We start from the raw sequence: 17,680 nt of genomic DNA on the forward strand, positions 1-17,680 counted from the left end.
CAACTGTACCGAAGGCTATCGCGCCGATTGTACCGTTACTGTGCCGGTGCCGACGATTACAGTTGACCGGAATGGCGATCGTGCGGCCGCCGTTCCGGCCCTGCCGTATGCGGCGCAGCCCCGTCCGGCCTGCATTCGCGGCCGGACACCGGTCGGCCGCCCAACCGTCCCGCGCGTCGCCCGCCCACCATGACACTTTCGCTTCCCGACCGACGTTCATGCCAGCCCGCTCCCTGACCCTCGACCATCTCGTGATCGCCGCGCGTACGCTCGACGAAGGCGTGCGCCACGTCGCCGACGCGCTCGGCATCGAACCGGCCGGCGGCGGCCGCCATCCGCTGATGCGCACCCACAACGCGCTGTTCGGCGCGTGGGGCGGGCTGTACCTCGAAGTGATCGCGATCGATCCCGACGCGCCCATGGCAGGCGACGACGCCACGCCGCCGCGCGCGCGGCTGTTCGGCCTCGACGATCCGGCGATGCACGCGCGGCTCGCGCAGGGCCCGTTCCTCGCGCACTGGGTCGCGCGCGTCGACCGCCCGCGCCGGCTCGCGCTGTGGCAAAGCCAGTACCCGACGCGCATCGCACCGGTCGTCGCGATGCGGCGCGGCGACCTGAGCTGGGGCCTCACGGTGCCCGACGACGGCGCGTTCCCCGCATGGCAAGGCGCCGGCGACGGCCTCGTGCCGTCGCTGATCCAGTGGGACAGCCCGCGCCATCCGGCCGAATCGCTGCCGGACAACGGCGTCGCGCTGAAGGCGCTCAAGGGCGTCCACCCGCGTGCGGATGCCGTCCGCGAGCAGCTCGACTGGCTCGGCGCCGGCCATCTGCTCGACCTCGACACCGGCGACGGCCCGCCGGCGCTCGTCGCCGAATTCGACACGCCGCAGGGCGCACGCACGCTGCGCTGACCGCCCCGGCGCCCTTTCGATTACCCGAACCCTGCAATACGGAGACACCCAGTCCATGAATTCGCGCGAAACCCGGGGCATGCTGCTCGGCCTCATCGGCGTGATGATCTTCAGCCTCACGCTGCCGATGACGCGTATCGTCGTCTCCGAACTCAACCCGCTGCTGAACGGGCTCGGCCGCGCGCTCGCCGCGTCGGTGCCGGCCGGCCTGCTGCTGTGGTGGCGCCGCGAACGGCTGCCGACCCGCGCGCAACTGAAAAGCCTCGCGGTCGTGTCGGCCGGCGTGATCATCGCGTATCCGGTGTTCTCCGCGTGGGCGATGAAGACCGTGCCGGCGTCGCACGGCGCGGTCGTCAACGGCCTGCAGCCGCTGTTCGTCGCGCTGTACGCGGCGTGGCTGTCGCATGAACGGCCGTCGAAGGCGTTCTGGGCCAGTGCGCTGGCCGGCAGCGCGCTGGTGATCGCGTTCGCGCTGCGCGACGGCGGCGGGACGGTGCAGGCCGGCGACGCGCTGATGCTCGTCGCGGTCGGCATCGGCGCGCTCGGCTATGCGGAAGGCGCGCGCCTCGCGCGCCAGATCGGCGGCTGGCAGGTGATCTGCTGGGCGCTCGTCGTGTCCGCGCCGTTCCTCGTGCTGCCGGTCGGCTGGCTCGCATGGACGCAGCACGCCGCGCACCCTGCCCCGCTCGCGCTGCGCACGTGGCTCGCGTTCGGCTACGTGACCCTCTTTTCGCAATTCATCGGCTTTTTCGCGTGGTACGCGGGGCTCGCCATGGGCGGCATCGCGCGCGTCGGCCAGGTGCAACTGCTGCAGATCTTCTTCACGATCGCCTTTTCCGCGCTGCTGTTCGGCGAAACGGTGATGCCGTCGACCTGGCTGTTCGCGGCCGCCGTGATCGCGACCGTGATGCTCGGCCGGCGCTCGGCGGTGGCCACGGCCCCGCGTCCCGCTCGCGCCGGTTGATGAGGTGCGCCATAATGTCCGTTTTGCCTGAACGGTTTTGCCCACCCGGCCGCGACGGCCCGATCGCGCTCCCGCACGCCCACCCGGCTGCGTCGACGCAATCTGCCTGACCGACCTTTCTTGACTGACCACGATATCCGAACGAGGAGACTATGAATCCGAGCGACCTGCATCCGCCGCACTGGCAGCTTTCCGAACGCGCCCGCAAGCTGACGAGCTCTGCGATCCGCGAGATCCTGAAGGTCACGGAACGCCCCGAGGTCATCTCGTTCGCAGGCGGCCTGCCCGCTCCCGCGACGTTCCCGGCCGAGCGCATGCGCGCCGCGGCCGACCGCGTGCTGCGCGATGCGCCCGCCGCCGCACTCCAGTACAGCGCGACCGAAGGCTACCTGCCGCTGCGCGAATGGATCGCCGAGCGCTACAGCGTGCGCGTGTCGCAGGTGCTGATCACGACCGGCTCGCAGCAGGCGCTCGACCTGCTCGGCAAGGCGCTGATCGATCCGGACAGCCCGATCCTCGTCGAAACCCCGACCTACCTCGGCGCGCTGCAGTCGTTCTCGCTGTACGAGCCGCGCTACGTGCAGGTGCCGACCGACGAGCAGGGCCTGCTGCCCGAAGGCCTCACGCCCGCGCTCACGCAAGGCGCGCGCCTGCTGTACGCGCAGCCGAACTTCCAGAACCCGACCGGCCGCCGCCTGCCCGTCGAGCGCCGCCGCGCGCTCGCCGCGTTCGCGCAGTCGAGCCCGTTCCCGGTGCTGGAAGACGACCCGTACGGCGCACTGAACTACCAGGGCGAGCCGCTGCCGACGATGCTGTCGATGGCGCCCGACCATATCGTGCACCTCGGCACGTTCTCGAAGGTGCTCGCGCCGGGCCTGCGGATCGGCTACATCATTGCCCCCGAGGAACTCCACTTCAAGCTCGTGCAGGCCAAGCAGGCCACCGACCTGCACACGCCGACGCTCACGCAGCGCATCGCGCACGAAGTGATCAAGGACGGCTTCCTCGACGAGCACATCCCGACGATCCGCCAGCTGTACGGCGCGCAATGCGAGGCGATGCTCGCGTCGCTCGCGCGCCACATGCCGGAAGGCGTCACGTGGAACCGCCCGGACGGCGGCATGTTCATCTGGGTGAACCTGCCCGCGCAGATCGACAGCATGAAGCTGCTCGAGGCCGCGGTCGCCAACCACGTCGCCTTCGTGCCGGGCGCGCCGTTCTTCGCGAACGACCCGCAGCAGAACACGCTGCGCCTGTCGTTCGTGACGGTGCCGCCGGAGAAGATCGAGGAAGGCGTCGCGCGCCTCGGCAAGCTGCTGCGCGAGCGTCTCTGATCCGCTTTTTCCCTGTCACGACTCTCTACGATCCACGAGGAATCGAATCCATGGCTAACGTCTACGACAAGCTGAAGTCGCTCGGCATCGAGCTCCCGACCGCCGGCGCACCGGCCGCCGCCTACGTGATGAGCGCGCAAAGCGGCAACACGGTCTACCTGTCGGGCCACATTGCGAAGAAGGACGGCAAGGTCTGGGCCGGCAAGCTCGGCGCGGACCTGCAGACGGAAGACGGCAAGGCGGCTGCGCGCGCGATCGCGATCGACCTGCTCGCGACGCTGCACGCGCACACGGGCGACCTGAACAAGGTCACGCGCATCGTGAAGCTGATGAGCCTCGTCAACTCGACGCTCGACTTCACCGAACAGCACGTCGTGACGAACGGTGCGTCGGAACTGATCGCCGAGGTGTTCGGCGACGCCGGCAAGCACGCGCGTTCGGCGTTCGGCGTCGCGCAGATTCCGCTCGGCGCGTGCGTCGAGATCGAACTGATCGCCGAAGTCGCGTAACGGGGGCATCGAGGTGACCGGTCGTCTCGTCCGCTTCAAGCAGGTCGACGTGTTCACGTCGGTGCTGTTCAAGGGCAACCCGCTCGCCGTGGTGTTCGACGCCGACTCGCTCGGCGACGACGCCATGCTCGCGATCGCCCGCTGGACGAACCTGTCGGAAACCACGTTCGTCTGCACGCCGACCGATCCGGGCGCCGACTACCGCGTGCGGATCTTCACGACGGCGGGCGAGCTGCCGTTCGCCGGCCACCCGACGCTCGGCACCGCGCATGCGTTCCTGGAAAGCGGCGCGCGGCCGCGCACGCCGGGCCGGCTGGTCCAGCAATGCGGGGTCGGCCTGGTCGAACTGCGCGAACAGGCCGATGGCTGGGCATTTGCCGCGCCGCCGGCACGGTTCACGCCGCTCGACCGTTCGGACTACCCGGCACTGGTGGCCGCGTTGCGCAGCGACGCGATCGACCTGGAAGCCGAGCCGTGCGCGATCGACAATGGCGCGCCGTGGCTGGTCGTGCGGCTGAAGTCGGCCGACGCGTGCATCGGGCTGGCGCCCGATCCGGCCGCGCTGGAGGCGCTCACGCGCCGCTACGGCACGGACGGCCTCGCGGTCTACGCGCCGCATGCCGAAGGCGGTCCCGCGACCTTCGAAATCCGCTGCCTGATGACGGGCGGCGACTTCGGCTTCGGCGAGGACCCGGTCACCGGCAGCGCAAACGCCGCGCTGGCCGGGCTGCTGACGCGGCAGGGACGCCGCCCCGGCCAGTCGTATACGGCCCGCCAGGGCACGGCGATCGGCCGCGACGGCCGCATCTTCGTCAGCTATGCCGAAGACGGCACCACGTGGATCGGCGGCCACGTCGTCACGGTCGTCGACGGCACCTTCCGGTCCCCCGTGTAACATTTCGCGATGTGCGATGGCGCCGGCCCGGCCGGCGCCCTACGATTCCCCCGGCTATCGCAAAAACGTTCCAGCCAGTAATATCGGGCCTAATCCGTCGCTTCGGCGGGTCTGTCCATGGTTGCGCATCCCGCGTACGAACAGACGCCGGTGCGACCCCAACCATAGCCGGCCATCCCGACGCGGGATGGCGCACGCGAGCAGGACGCCGCCCTCTTCGATGAGCTCCGCCCGGTCAAACCACCCGCCGCCGAACCGGCCGCTACGCGCGCCACGCAAGTCGCGCCGGCGCGCGCTGTTCGCGATCCCGCTGCTCGGGATGCTCGCGCTCGCGCTGCTGTGGGCCGTGATCATCGCGCGGCTGTCGGTCGAAAAGGACAGCGCGTACAAGGAAGCGGCGGCTTCCGCGGCGATCCTGTCGTCCGCGCTCGAACAGCACACGGTCAAGGCGATCCACCAGGTCGACCAGATCACCCGCTTCGTCAAGTTCGAATTCGAGAAATCGCCCGCGCGCTTCAACCTCGCGAGCACGGTCGAAAAAGGCGTCGTGCCGAGCGACACGCTGATCCAGGTTTCGCTCGTCAACGCGAAGGGCATCCTGTTCGCGAACACGGCCGAACTCCACCCGAAACCGATCAACCTGTCCGACCGCGAGCACTTCAAGGTCCACCTCGCGCACAACGACGATCGCCTGTACATCAGCAAGCCCGTGCTCGGCCGCGTGTCGAGCCACTGGACGCTGCAGATGACGCGGCGCCTGAACAACCCGGACGGCAGCTTCGCCGGCATCGTCGTGGTGTCGGAAGACCCGAGCTACTTCACGAACGACTTCTACAACAACGCGGCGATCGGCAAGGAAGGCGTGATCTCCGTCGTGTCGGATACGGGTGCCGTGCTCGCGCGGCGCACCGGCTCGCTCAACAACGCACCGGGGGCGTTCTCCGCATCGGGCGTCTACCCGATCGCCGAGCGCGTCACGGGCACGATCATCGACCCGATCGACGGCGTCACGCGCATCGTGTCGTACCGCCACCTCGACGGCTACCCGCTCGCCGTGATGGTCGGGCTGTCGCAGACCGAGGAATACGCGGACTACTACCATACGCGCAACGTCTACCTGCTGATGACGAGCTTCATCACGCTCGCGATGCTCGCGTTCTTCGGCGTCGCGACGGGGCTGATCGGCAAGCTGCTCGGCCGCGAGCGCGAGATGACCCAGCTCGCCGAATACGACCTGCTCACCGGCCTCGCGAACCGCTACGCGACCCTGCGCGGGCTGCGCAACGACGTGTCGATGCCGGCCAGCCTGTCGCGGCTCGGCCTGCTGTTCATCGACCTCGACAACTTCAAGACCGTCAACGACACGCTCGGCCACAACGCCGGCGACATCGTGCTGCAGATGACCGCGTCGCGCCTGTCGGATGCCGTCGGCGACGAAGGCTCGCTCGCACGGATCGGCGGCGACGAGTTCGTCGTCGTGATGAAGGGCGACGACGTCGAACGGCGCGCGGTGCGGCTCGCGGAAGCGATCATCCGGATGTTCGGCGAGCCGTTCGACGTGCGCGGCAGTTCGTTCGTGCTGCATGCGAGCATCGGCATCGCGCTGCACACCGTCGCGAACGAAAGCGAAATCGACCTGCTGAAGAAGGCCGACCTCGCGATGTACAGCGCGAAGGATGCGGGCAAGAACTGCTACCAGTTCTACGCGCCGCACCTGTCGCATCGCGCGGATCACCTGATGCGCTGGGAACAGCAACTGCGCGTCGCGCTCGCCGACGGGCAGCTGTTCCTCGCGTACCAGCCGAAGATCGACCTGACGCACCGCACGATCACCGGCTTCGAGGCGCTCGCGCGTTGGGATCACCCCGAGCACGGGGTCATCTCCGCGAACGAATTCATTTCGATCGCCGAATCGACGGGCCTGATCGTGCCGATCGGCGACTTCGTGATCCGAACCGCGTGCGAACAGATCGCGCGCTGGCGCGACGACGGCCACGACACGCTGACGCTCGCGGTCAACATCTCGCCGGTACAGTTCTGGCGCGGCGACCTGATCGAGACGATTTCGCAGGCGCTGCAGGACACCGGCATCGACGCGAACCGGCTCGAGCTCGAGATCACCGAGACCGCGATGATGGAATATCCGGAGCTCGTGTCCGAGAAGATCGTCGCGCTGAAGAAGCTCGGCATCCGGATCGCGCTCGACGACTTCGGCACCGGCTACTCGTCGCTGTCGTACCTGCACCGCTTCTCCGTCGATACGTTGAAGGTCGACCGCTCGTTCGTGCAGGCGATCCCGAACGATCGCAGCGTGTGCGTGATGGTGTCGTCGATCGTGCATCTCGCGCGCTCGCTCGGCCTGACGGTCGTCGTCGAAGGCACCGAAACCGAGGAGCAGATCGCATGGCTGTCCGCGCTCGGCGAGATCGAGGCGCAGGGCTTCCTGTTCTCGCGCCCCGTGCCGGCCGACGCGATCCCCGCGCTGATCGCGCGCTTCGGCGTGCGCGGCAACCGGCCGAACGTCCTCGCGCACCGCGCGACCGGCAGCACCGGCGCCTGAACCCGCAACCTGCAACCCGCACGGCCCATGTTGCGCGGCACATCGATCATTTCGGCTTCCGATGCGGTTGTTTAGTTCATTTACTAGCGTTTTCGCGCATGGCAGTGTCATGACTCGCGGCGGACAATCGGGAGGGCCATCGTGTCGGCGGGCCGCCGGCACGTCCCTATGCGCGAGACCAGGCCCGGCGCCAACCGCAACACCATCATGACCACCGTCGAAGTCGAAGCGGCCGAACGTGTCGAACAGGCACAGGCATCCCTGTGGGCCTTGTTCAAGGTCGTCGCCGGCATTTCCGCGCTGTCGTGGGGCGGGCTTTCGATGATGGCGCAGCTCGAACGCCACTACGTCGAGCGGTGGCAGCGCATCGAGCCGCACGTGTTCGCCGATTTCGTCGCCCTTGCATGGCTCGTGCCAGGCCCCGTCGGCTGTAATGTCGCCGTGCAGGTCGGCCAGACGCTGCACGGCCGCGCAGGCGCGTGGGTCGCCGGCATCGCGAGCGTCCTTCCGTTCTCCGTGCTGATGACGCTGTTTGCGATCTTCTACCGCACGCCGGTCGTGCGCTCGCTGGCCGCGCCGGTGCTGATCAATCACTTCGGGATGGTGCTTGCCGCGCTGATCGGCGTCACGTGGGTCAAGCAGTGGCGCGCGCTCGCGCGCACGCGGCTCGAACAGGTGATCGCCGCGCTGTCGACGATTCTGCTCGCTTTCGCGCATAGTCCGGCCGCTTTCGTCGGGATTCTTTTCGCGGCGTTTGCAGCTGGCTGGCTCACCGGGCCGCCGCAACACGCCACGGTCGACGTCACGCTGTCGAAACGCGACCGCAACCTGCTCGTGCTGCTGGCCGTACTCGTCGCGGTATTCGCACTGCCGCTGCCCGGCGACTACCAGGAGACGCTGCTGTGGCCGCGGCTCGCCGGCGCCGGCATGACGCTGTTCGGCGGCGGCTTCTCCGCGCTGCCCGTGCTCAAGACGCTGTTCGTGTCGCCGGCCACCGGCATCTCCGATCGCGACTTCACGCTCGCCTTCGCGCTGTCGCCGGTGGCGCCCGGCCCGCTGCTGAACGTCGTGCCGTTTCTCGGCTACCTGACCGACGGCTGGAGCGGTGCGCTGCTCGCGACCGCCGCGCTGTTCATTCCGTCGGGATGTCTCGTCGTGTTCGCGCAGAACCATCTGTTCCGGCTCAAGCGCCATTCGCGCTTCGAGCACGGGATGCGCCTGCTGCGCGCGGCGACGACGGGCTTTCTCGTCGTCGCCGTCGTGAAGATCCTGCATCGCGAACCGGCCGATCCCGTCTATTGGCTCACGGGCGCCTTCGCGACGCTGTGCTTCACGCGCTTCAAGGTGCCCGTGTATGCCGTCTACGGTGCGGTCGCGATCGCATGCGGCGTGTGGCTGTGGGCCGTCGCCCACTGACGGCTGGCCCCGGTCGCCGCCCCCGCCGCCGGACGCTTGCGGCTCAGCCCGCCGGTACCGCGACGCGGCGTGCGGCCCAGCGTGCGCGCAGCGCGTCGTACGCGAGGTTGAAGCAGAACGTGTAGGGCAGGAAGAACAGCACGATGCCGAGGTCGAGCAGCAGCGCCTCGACGAGGCTCACGTTCAGCCACCACGCGGCGACCGGCACCACCATCGCGACGAGGCCGAGCTCGAACAGGACCGCATGCGCGATCCGCATGCCGAGCGTGCGCGTGAGGCCCGCCCGCCGCTCGAAGCGGTCGAACAGCGTGTTGAACGTCATGTTCCAGGCCATCGCGATCAGCGACACCATCACCGTCAGCACGCCGACGTGCGACACCGGCATGTCGAGCAGCCACGCACCGATCGGCGCGCACAGCGCGATCGCCACCAGCTCGAACGTCAGCGCATGAACGAGACGTTCCGTCACCGTTTTGTTGATCTGTTTCATGGTTCCCTCCGATGTGTTCGTACAATCCATGCCGGGCATTTTGATCGGCGAAACCGCGCGAATCCAGTTTGATATCATCGGTTTTACCGATATAAAACCCTGAGGTTCGCCGCATGCGCCACGCCCCCGAAGCCCTGCTCGCCTTCGCCGAAGCCGCGCTGCTCGGCTCGTTCACGGCCGCCGCCCGCAAGCTCGGCAAGCGCCAGTCGACGGTGTCCGAAGCGATCGCGAACCTCGAGATCGATCTCGGCGTGCAGCTGTTCGACCGCTCGACGCGCGCGCCGACGCTGACCGATGCCGGCCGCGCGCTGCTCCCGCAGGTGCAGCGCGCGCTGGAGGCCGGCGCGGCAATCGACCGCACCGCCGCGCGGCTCGCGCAGGGCGAGGAAGCGCGGCTGACGCTCGTCGTGTCCGACACGTACCAGTCGAAGCGTTACGAGGAAACCTTGATGGCGCTCGAGCGGCGCTTTCCGGCGCTCGAGCTCGAATGCCAGATTGCCGAGCACGAGGACGTACTCGACCTGATCCAGCAGGGTCGCGCACAGCTCGGGCTGATGGCCGCGCGCGCGGTCTATCCGCCCGATATCGGCGCGGCGACGGTGGCGGAAGAGTCGGAGATCGGCCTGTTCGTCGGGCGCACGCACGCGCTGGCGGCCTATGGCGACGCCGACGTGCCGCATGCGGCGCTGCGCGACGCGCGCGAGCTGCGCCTCAATACGTATGTGAAACCGGAGGATCGCGGCGCTGCCGACCGGATCGTCGTCGGCACGCAGCGCTGGCTCGCGCCGAGCTACCTGATGCTGCTGGAGATGGCGGTGCTGGGGTTCGGCTGGGCCGAGCTGCCGCGCTGGATGGTCGAGCACTTCGCGCGCGATCGGCTGTGCGAACTGCGCGCGCGCGGCTGGCCGCGCCGCGTGCGGGTCGATGCCGTGTGGTCGCGCAACCGGCCGCTCGGCCCGGCCGGCGCGTGGCTGCTCGACGCGATGCTGGCCGCGTAGCGGCGCGCGGCACCGCACCGGCGGCGAGCGCCGAACGGCGCCGCGAAATCAGAGGCCGGCGAGGCGATCAGAAGCCGCGCGACAGCACGGCCGCGCCGATCGTCACGACGCCGAGCACGAGGTTGACGACGACCAGCAGGCGCACCGTGTTCACCGCGCGCGCACCGTCCGGCCAGTTCTGCGCCTGCACCGCGCGGCGGATGCGCGGGAACAGCGCGAAGCGGATATGGCCGAAGATCAGCATCATCACGACGCCGAGCCCCGCCATCGCATGCAGCGTCCACGTCGCGTGCGCGCCGCCGAAGGCCGTGAGCAGGAAACCGCCGGACAGCAGGATCACGATCACCGAGCCCGACACCCAGTTGAAGAAGCGGCCGAACACGCCCTCGATCAGCGGCAGCCGCAGCTGTGGCGTCAGGTCGGACAGCGCCGGGCGCAGGCAGAAGTGCGCGAAGACCATCCCGCCCACCCACACGGCGACGGCCAGCAGATGAAGAAACAGCGCGACGGCAACAGCGTGGGACATGGCGGCAATCCTGTTATGAGTTGAGTGCAACGAACAGCCGCGTCACGCGCGGTCTCGAGCGACGTTCGACCGGCGGACCGCCGGTCGGTTCAGACCCCCGGCGGTATTTCACAATATTTGCAAGTTCCGCGTGACGGCGCCACGCTCGCTTTCCTGCATGCGTCGCCCCAAAACAAACAGGCCGCACGCCCGCCGAAGCGGAGGTGCGGCCTTCGATGCCGGTCGAGCCGGCGACCGGATGCGGCGTCAGCCGAGCAGCGGACGCAGCTCGTTGACGACCTTGAGCTTCGTTTCCGGCGCGCGGCCCTTGCGTGCGCGCTTGCCGACGTGCGGCGCGAGCCCCGCGTACGACAGCGTCTCGTCCTGCGCCTTGCCGCCGCGCCCGGTGCCGATCAGCACGACACCGGCCGGGTCGATCGCGAGCGCCTGCACGAGCGTTTCCTTGTCGTCGAGCGCCATCAGGATCACGCCGCGGCCGCCGCCCGACAGCGTCTTCATCTCGTCCATCCCGAACACCAGCAGACGGCCGCCGCTCGACAGACACGCGACCTGCGTCGCGTTCGGCAGTACCGGCATCGGCGCGAGCGGCACCGCGCCTGCATCGATCGTCATGAACGACTTGCCGGCCTTCACGCGGCTCACCATGTCGCCGACCTTCGCGAGGAAGCCGAAGCCGTTGCTCGACGCGAGCAGCAGTTGCTGATCGGCCGGCGCCGCGTAGTAGTGCATCAGATGCGAGCCCGATTCGAGCTCGATCAGCGACGTGACCGGCACGCCGTCGCCGCGCCCGCCCGGCAGCACCGACACGTCGACCGAGTACACGCGGCCGCTGCTGCCCCATGCGATCAGGCGATCGGGCGTGCGGCACTGGAACGCCGCGTACAGGTGATCGCCGGCCTTGAACGTGAAGCCGGCCGGGTCGAGCCCGTGGCCCTTCAGCGCACGCACCCAGCCCTTCTGCGACACGACGACCGTCACCGGCTCGTCGACGACCTTCGCCTCGAACGTCGCGCGCTTTTCCTGCTGGATCAGCGTGCGGCGATCGTCGCCGTACTGCTTCGCGTCGGCCTCGATCTCCTTGATCATCAGCCGCTTCATCGCGCTTTCGTTCGCGAGCAGTTCCTCGAGCTTCGCCTTCTCGTCGCGCAGCGCCTCGAGTTCCTTCTCGATCTTGATCTTCTCGAGCCGCGCGAGCTGACGCAGGCGGATTTCGAGGATGTCTTCCGCCTGGCGGTCGGAGAGGCCGAACGCGCTCATCAGCGCGGCCTTCGGCTCGTCCGACTCGCGGATGATGCGGATCACCTCGTCGATGTTCAGGAAGACGATCATCCGCCCTTCGAGGATGTGGATGCGGTCGTCGACCTTCGCGAGACGATGGCGGCAGCGGCGCGTCATCGTCAGCTGGCGGAACTTCACCCACTCGTCGAGGATCGTCAGCAGCCCCTTCTGGCCCGGCCGGCCGTCGGCGCCGATCATCACGAGGTTCAGCGTCGCGTTCGATTCGAGGCTCGTGTACGCGAGCAGCGTGTTCACGAATTCCGTCTGGTCGATCGTGCGCGACTTCGGCTCGAACACGAGCCGCACCGCCGCTTCCTTGCCCGACTCGTCGCGCACCGCGTCGAGCAGGTCGAGCATCGCCTTCTTGGTGTTGAGCTGCTCGGGCGTGAGCGTCTTCTTGCCGAGCTTGAGCTTCGGGTTGGTCAGTTCCTCGATTTCCTCGAGCACCTTCTGGCCCGACGTGTTCGGCGGCAGCTCGGTGACGACGAGTTGCCACTGGCCGCGCGCGAGATCCTCGATCTTCCAGCGCGCGCGCACCTTCAGGCTGCCGCGGCCGGTTTCATAGGCCGCCGCGATCTCGGTGTCGCTCGAGATGATCTGGCCGCCGCCCGGGAAATCCGGGCCGGGAATCAGGTTCATCAGCTCCGCGTGCGAAAGCTTCGGATTGCGGATCAACGCGACCGCCGCCGCCGCGACTTCACGCAGGTTGTGCGACGGGATTTCGGTGGCCAGGCCGACCGCGATGCCCGACGCGCCGTTCAGCAGCACGAACGGCATGCGGCTCGGCAGCGTCTTCGGCTCCTCGAACGAGCCGTCGTAGTTCGGCATGAAGTCGACCGTGCCCTGGTCGATCTCGTCGAGCAGCAGCTTCGAGATCGGCGTGAGCCGCGCTTCGGTGTAGCGCATCGCCGCCGCGCCGTCGCCGTCGCGCGAGCCGAAGTTGCCCTGCCCGTCGATCAGCGGATAGCGCAGCGAGAAATCCTGCGCGAGACGCACGAGCGCGTCGTACGCCGACTGGTCGCCGTGCGGGTGATATTTACCGAGCACGTCGCCGACCACGCGCGCCGACTTCACCGGCTTCGCGTCGGGGCCGAGGCCCATTTCGTTCATCGCGAACAGGATCCGGCGCTGCACCGGCTTCTGGCCGTCGCACACGTCGGGCAGCGCGCGGCTCTTCACGACGCTGACCGCGTAGCTGAGGTACGCCTGCTCCGCGTAGTTGCCGAGCGTCAGCGCATCGGCTTCCGGTGCGTCGGACCCGGCGAAGAGATCGGAAGTATTGTCGTCCATCTGAATTCCGTATTCGTAAGTGGCGTGAGGCCGGGCCGGGCGTCATGCCCGGCCGCGCGGGTTTAGATGTCCGCTTCGACGTCGTTGCCCTTTTCCTCGAGCCAGCCGCGTCGCGCGGCTGCCTCGCCCTTGCCCATCAGCATCGTCATGCGCGCAACCGTCGCCTCGTAGTCGAGCTCGCCGAGCTTCACCGGCATCAGGCGGCGCGTGTCGGGATTCATCGTCGTGTCCCACAGCTGCTCCGCGCTCATTTCGCCGAGACCCTTGAAGCGGCTGATGCTCCACTGCGTTTCGCGCACGCCGTCCTTGCGCAGCTTGTCGAGGGTCGCCTCGAGTTCGCCGTCGTCGAGCGCATAGAGTTTCTGCGCGGGCTTCTTGCCGCGCGCCGGCGCATCGACGCGGAACAGCGGCGGCCGCGCGACGTGCACGTGACCGCGCTCGATCAGCTGCGGGAAATGCTTGAAGAACAGCGTGAGCAACAGCACCTGGATGTGCGAGCCGTCGACGTCCGCGTCCGACAGGATGCAGATCTTGCCGTAGCGCAGGTTCGACAGGTCGACGGTGTCGTCCGGGCTGTGCGGATCGACGCCGATCGCGACCGAGATGTCGTGCACCTCGTTGTTCGCGAACAGGCGATCGCGCTCGGTTTCCCACGTATTCAGCACCTTGCCGCGCAGCGGCAGGATCGCCTGGTACTCCTTGTCGCGGCCCATCTTCGCCGAACCGCCCGCCGAGTCGCCCTCGACGAGGAACAGTTCGTTGCGCGCGATGTCTTCCGTCTCGCAATCGGTCAGCTTGCCCGGCAGCACCGCGACGCCCGAGCTCTTGCGCTTCTCGACCTTCTGGCCCGCGCGCGTGCGCGCCTGTGCCTGCTTGATCACGAGTTCGGCGAGCTTCTTGCCGTGCTCGACGTGCTGGTTCAGCCACAGTTCGAGCGCCGGACGCGAGAACGACGACACGAGCTTCACAGCATCGCGGCTGTTCAGGCGTTCCTTGATCTGCCCCTGGAACTGCGGATCGAGCACCTTCGCGGACAGCACGAACGACACGCGCGCGAACACGTCTTCCGCGAGCAGCTTCACGCCCTTCGGCTGCAGGTTGTGCAGTTCGACGAAGCTCTTCACCGCCTGGTAGAGGCCGTCGCGCAGGCCCGACTCGTGCGTGCCGCCGGCCGGCGTCGGGATCAGGTTCACGTACGACTCGCGCACGAGCGAACCTTCCTCGCTCCATGCGACGACCCACGACGCGCCCTCGCCCTCGGCGAATGTGTCGTCAGTCGAACGCGCATCGGCGAAACGCTCGCCTTCGAACAGCGGGATCAGCAGCTCGCTGCCGTTCATCTCGTCGAGCAGGTAGCCGCGCAGGCCGTCCTCGTATTTCCATGCCTGGCGCTCGCCGGTCTTCTCGTTGACGAGCACGACCTCGACGCCCGGCAGCAGCACGGCCTTCGAGCGCAGCAGACGCTGCAGCTCGCCGAGCGGCAGGTTCGGCGAATCGAAGTACTTCGGATTCGGCCACACCTGCACGCGCGTGCCGGATTTCTTCTCGCCGCGGCCCGCGCCTTGCGTCGCGAGCGGCTTCACGACGTCGCCGTCGGCGAAGCCGAGTTCGGCGATCTTGCCGTCGCGCCAGACCGTCACGTCGAGACGCGTCGCGAGCGCGTTCGTCACCGACACGCCGACACCGTGCAGGCCGCCCGAGAACGTGTACGCGCCGCCGGCGGCCTTGTCGAACTTGCCGCCTGCGTGCAGGCGCGTGAACACGATCTCGACGACCGGCACGCCCTCTTCGGGATGCATCCCGAACGGGATGCCGCGGCCGTCGTCCTCGACCGACACCGACTGGTCGGCGTGCAGCGTGACCGTGATCTGCTTGCCGTAGCCGCCGAGCGCCTCGTCGGACGCGTTGTCGATGACTTCCTGGATGATGTGCAGCGGATTTTCGGTACGGGTGTACATGCCGGGCCGCTGCTTGACCGGCTCGAGGCCCTTGAGCACCTTGATCGATGCTTCGCTATAGGCCGCGCTGGGCTTCTTCGTTGACATAGGCGCTGAATTTCGTCATTCATCGGGACGTTGTCCACACCTCGTGTGGATAACGTCGTGGACAAAACGTTGAGTTCCGTAAAAAAGCGAATCGAAACAACGGTGTGCTTGGACTGCTCCGAAAGCGGGCGCGCGGCGTGCGCCGAGCGACCCGGGACGCGCGGTATTTTACTGGTTCCGCGTGGCGCGCCGCCGCAAGATCGTCGCACGGCGCTGCCGGCCGGCGCTCCGACGCGCCGGGCCGCCACGCGTGGTGCGTCAGACCGGCTTGCGCTTTGCCTCGAGCGTCTCCCACCGCTCGAGCGCGGCGAGGAGCTCGTCGTCGATCGCCGCGAACCGCTCGGTCAGGCGCGTGCCTTCCTGCGGATCCTTCGCGAAGATCGAGCCATCTTCGAGTTGCGCGTTGATCGTCTTCTGTTCTTCCTCGAGCGCCGCGATCTTCTCCGGCAGCGCATCGAGTTCGCGCTGCTCGTTGAACGACAGCTTCACCGTGCGCTGCGCGTTGCGGCCGGCCGCGCCTTTCGCCGCGTCTTCCTTGACCGGCGCCGCTTCCTTCACCGCGCGCTTCGCCGCTTCCTGCTGCGCGAGCTGCTGCGAACGCTCGCTCTGGATCTGCCAGTCGGTGAAGCCGCCGACGTATTCGCGCCACTTGCCGTCGCCTTCGGCCGCGATCACCGACGTCACGACGTTGTCGAGGAACGCGCGATCGTGGCTGACGAGCAGCACCGTGCCGTCGTAGTCGGCCAGCAGCTCTTCGAGCAGTTCGAGCGTCGGGATGTCGAGATCGTTGGTCGGTTCGTCGAGCACCAGCACGTTGGCCGGACGCGCGAACAGGCGCGCGAGCAGCAGCCGGTTGCGCTCGCCGCCCGACAGCGACTTCACCGGCGAGCGCGCACGCTCCGGCGCGAACAGGAAGTCGCCCAGATAGCTCATCACGTGCTTGCGCACGCCGCCGATCTCGACCCACTCGCTACCGGGGCTGATGGTGTCGGCCAGGCTCTTTTCCTGGTCGAGCTGCGCGCGCATCTGGTCGAAATATGCGACCTGCAGGTTCGTGCCGGTGCGCACCGTGCCCGCGTCGGGCTTCAGCTCGCCGAGGATCAGCTTGAGCAGCGTGGTCTTGCCGGCGCCGTTCGGGCCGACGAAGCCGATCTTGTCGCCGCGCATCACGGTCGTCGAGAAGGTGTCGACGACCGTGCGATCGCCGTAGCGCTTCGTCACGTCCGTCAGTTCCGCGACGATCTTGCCCGACTTCTCGCCCTGCGCGACGTCGAGCTTCACGTTGCCCTGCGAATTGCGGCGCTCCGCGCGCTCGTTGCGCATCTGCACCAGCCGCGCGATGCGGCCGACGCTGCGCGTGCGGCGCGCCTCGACGCCCTTGCGGATCCACACTTCTTCCTGCGCGAGCAGCTTGTCGAATTTCTCGTTTTCCACGCGCTCGACTTCGAGCTGCTGCGCCTTGCGCGTCTGGTACGCGGAGAAATTGCCCGGATACGACAGCAACCGGCCGCGATCGAGCTCGACGATACGGGTCGCGACGCGGTCGAGGAACGCGCGATCGTGCGTGATGAACAACAGGCCCGCACGCTGCGCGACCAGCAGTTCTTCCAGCCAGCGGATGCCGTCGAAGTCGAGGTGGTTGGTCGGTTCGTCGAGCAGCAGCACGTCGGGCTGCAGCACCAGCGCGCGCGCCAGCGCGACGCGCTTCTGCATCCCGCCCGACAATGCGTCGACCTGCGCGTCGCCGTCGGTCAGGCCGATCTGCGCGAGCGTCATCGACACGCGCGTGCGCCAGTTCCATGCGTCGTGCGCATCGAGCGACGACTGCAGCGCGTTCATCCGCGCGAGCAGCGCGTCGTGTTCGGCGCCTTCCGGTGTTTCGGCGAGGCGATGCGCGATCGAATCGTATTCTTCGAGCACTTCGCGCGTGTGCGTGAGCCCCGATGCCACGGCGTCGAACACGGTCGCGCCGGGTTCGAATTCGGGCTCCTGCGGCACATAGACGGTCACGAGCTCCTGCTGGCGCGTAATCAGCCCGTCATCGGGCTTCGCGAGCCCGGCGACGATCTTCAGCAGCGACGACTTGCCCGCGCCGTTGCGACCGATCAGGCCGACGCGCTCGCCGGCCTCCAGCGAGAAGTCCGCGTGATCGAGCAACGCGACGTGACCGAACGCGAGTTGCGCGCCGGTAATGGAATAAAGCGACATGGGGAGACGGCGAAGAGAGAAATCGGAAGCGCCCATTGTACCGGTGGCGGACGCCTGCGCCGGGATGGCCGGATGGACTAGGCCGGAGGGCGAATCATTTTGTGCAGCTTAAGCGCTGCGTTAGCGCTGCGTTTTTGCTGCGGCGGCATGATGGCGCGCGCTCGGCGGACGGGGCCGGCATCGCGCGCGTTGGCGTCATGCGGGGCCGGCGGCGGGCATCCGGCCGCAGTTTCCCGGCCGGGCGCCCGCAGGCGGA

General features: G+C 68.1%; 13 protein-coding genes. 8 read left to right on the plus strand and 5 right to left on the minus strand.

Features of this window, described 5'->3' with window-relative positions:
• The first annotated feature begins 218 nt into the window (after positions 1-218).
• The 7 genes from DIE04_RS27225 to DIE04_RS27255 all read left to right on the plus strand — a co-directional run bounded on the left by DIE04_RS27225 (position 219) and on the right by DIE04_RS27255 (position 8,589).
• Complete coding sequence (locus tag DIE04_RS27225) at positions 219-911, plus strand: VOC family protein (protein WP_124521593.1); 693 nt, start codon at positions 219-221, stop codon at positions 909-911.
• A 55-nt stretch (positions 912-966) separates the two neighbouring features.
• Positions 967-1,875 (plus strand): DMT family transporter, encoded by a 909-nt coding sequence (locus DIE04_RS27230; protein ID WP_124521591.1) that lies wholly within the window; start codon positions 967-969, stop codon positions 1,873-1,875.
• 152 nt (positions 1,876-2,027) lie between these two features.
• Positions 2,028-3,209, plus strand: a complete 1,182-nt coding sequence (locus tag DIE04_RS27235; protein WP_124487176.1) for a PLP-dependent aminotransferase family protein — start codon at positions 2,028-2,030, stop codon at positions 3,207-3,209.
• Between the two features lie 50 nt (positions 3,210-3,259).
• On the plus strand, positions 3,260-3,718 hold the full coding sequence (locus tag DIE04_RS27240) for a RidA family protein (RefSeq protein ID WP_034190720.1): 459 nt from the start codon (positions 3,260-3,262) through the stop codon (positions 3,716-3,718).
• Positions 3,719-3,731: 13 nt separating this feature from the next.
• Entirely contained in the window at positions 3,732-4,613 is an 882-nt protein-coding gene (locus tag DIE04_RS27245) for a PhzF family phenazine biosynthesis protein (RefSeq protein WP_124487175.1), read from the plus strand.
• A 220-nt stretch (positions 4,614-4,833) separates the two neighbouring features.
• On the plus strand, positions 4,834-7,173 hold the full coding sequence (locus DIE04_RS27250) for an EAL domain-containing protein (RefSeq protein WP_124487174.1): 2,340 nt from the start codon (positions 4,834-4,836) through the stop codon (positions 7,171-7,173).
• A gap of 207 nt (positions 7,174-7,380) precedes the next feature.
• A complete protein-coding gene (locus DIE04_RS27255) occupies positions 7,381-8,589 on the plus strand; it encodes a chromate transporter (protein WP_124487173.1) in 1,209 nt (402 codons plus the stop codon).
• A gap of 43 nt (positions 8,590-8,632) precedes the next feature.
• On the opposite strand, the gene DIE04_RS27260 is transcribed toward DIE04_RS27255, so the two are convergent.
• Positions 8,633-9,079, minus strand: a complete 447-nt coding sequence (locus DIE04_RS27260; RefSeq protein ID WP_124521589.1) for a multidrug/biocide efflux PACE transporter — start codon at positions 9,077-9,079, stop codon at positions 8,633-8,635.
• Positions 9,080-9,192: 113 nt separating this feature from the next.
• On the opposite strand from DIE04_RS27260, the gene DIE04_RS27265 reads away from it, so the two are divergent.
• Complete coding sequence (locus DIE04_RS27265) at positions 9,193-10,077, plus strand: LysR family transcriptional regulator (RefSeq protein WP_124521587.1); 885 nt, start codon at positions 9,193-9,195, stop codon at positions 10,075-10,077.
• 67 nt (positions 10,078-10,144) lie between these two features.
• On the opposite strand, the gene DIE04_RS27270 is transcribed toward DIE04_RS27265, so the two are convergent.
• The 4 genes from DIE04_RS27270 to DIE04_RS27285 all read right to left on the minus strand — a co-directional run bounded on the left by DIE04_RS27270 (position 10,145) and on the right by DIE04_RS27285 (position 17,460).
• The gene (locus tag DIE04_RS27270) at positions 10,145-10,603 is read right to left on the minus strand and encodes a CopD family protein (protein ID WP_044846424.1); all 459 of its coding nucleotides are present in this window, start codon (positions 10,601-10,603) and stop codon (positions 10,145-10,147) included.
• Between the two features lie 246 nt (positions 10,604-10,849).
• A complete protein-coding gene (gene parC / locus DIE04_RS27275; RefSeq protein WP_044846423.1) occupies positions 10,850-13,171 on the minus strand; it encodes a DNA topoisomerase IV subunit A in 2,322 nt (773 codons plus the stop codon).
• Between the two features lie 62 nt (positions 13,172-13,233).
• Positions 13,234-15,216: a DNA topoisomerase IV subunit B gene (locus DIE04_RS27280; RefSeq protein WP_124487170.1), complete on the minus strand. Its 1,983-nt coding sequence runs from the start codon at positions 15,214-15,216 to the stop codon at positions 13,234-13,236.
• 258 nt (positions 15,217-15,474) lie between these two features.
• Positions 15,475-17,460 carry an ATP-binding cassette domain-containing protein gene (locus DIE04_RS27285; protein ID WP_185500430.1) on the minus strand — a complete coding sequence of 662 codons (1,986 nt, stop codon included), beginning with the start codon at positions 17,458-17,460 and terminating at the stop codon, positions 15,475-15,477.
• Positions 17,461-17,680: the final 220 nt, after the last annotated feature.

This window comes from Burkholderia sp. Bp8994 (assembly GCF_003853805.1).
Taxonomy (GTDB): domain Bacteria; phylum Pseudomonadota; class Gammaproteobacteria; order Burkholderiales; family Burkholderiaceae; genus Burkholderia.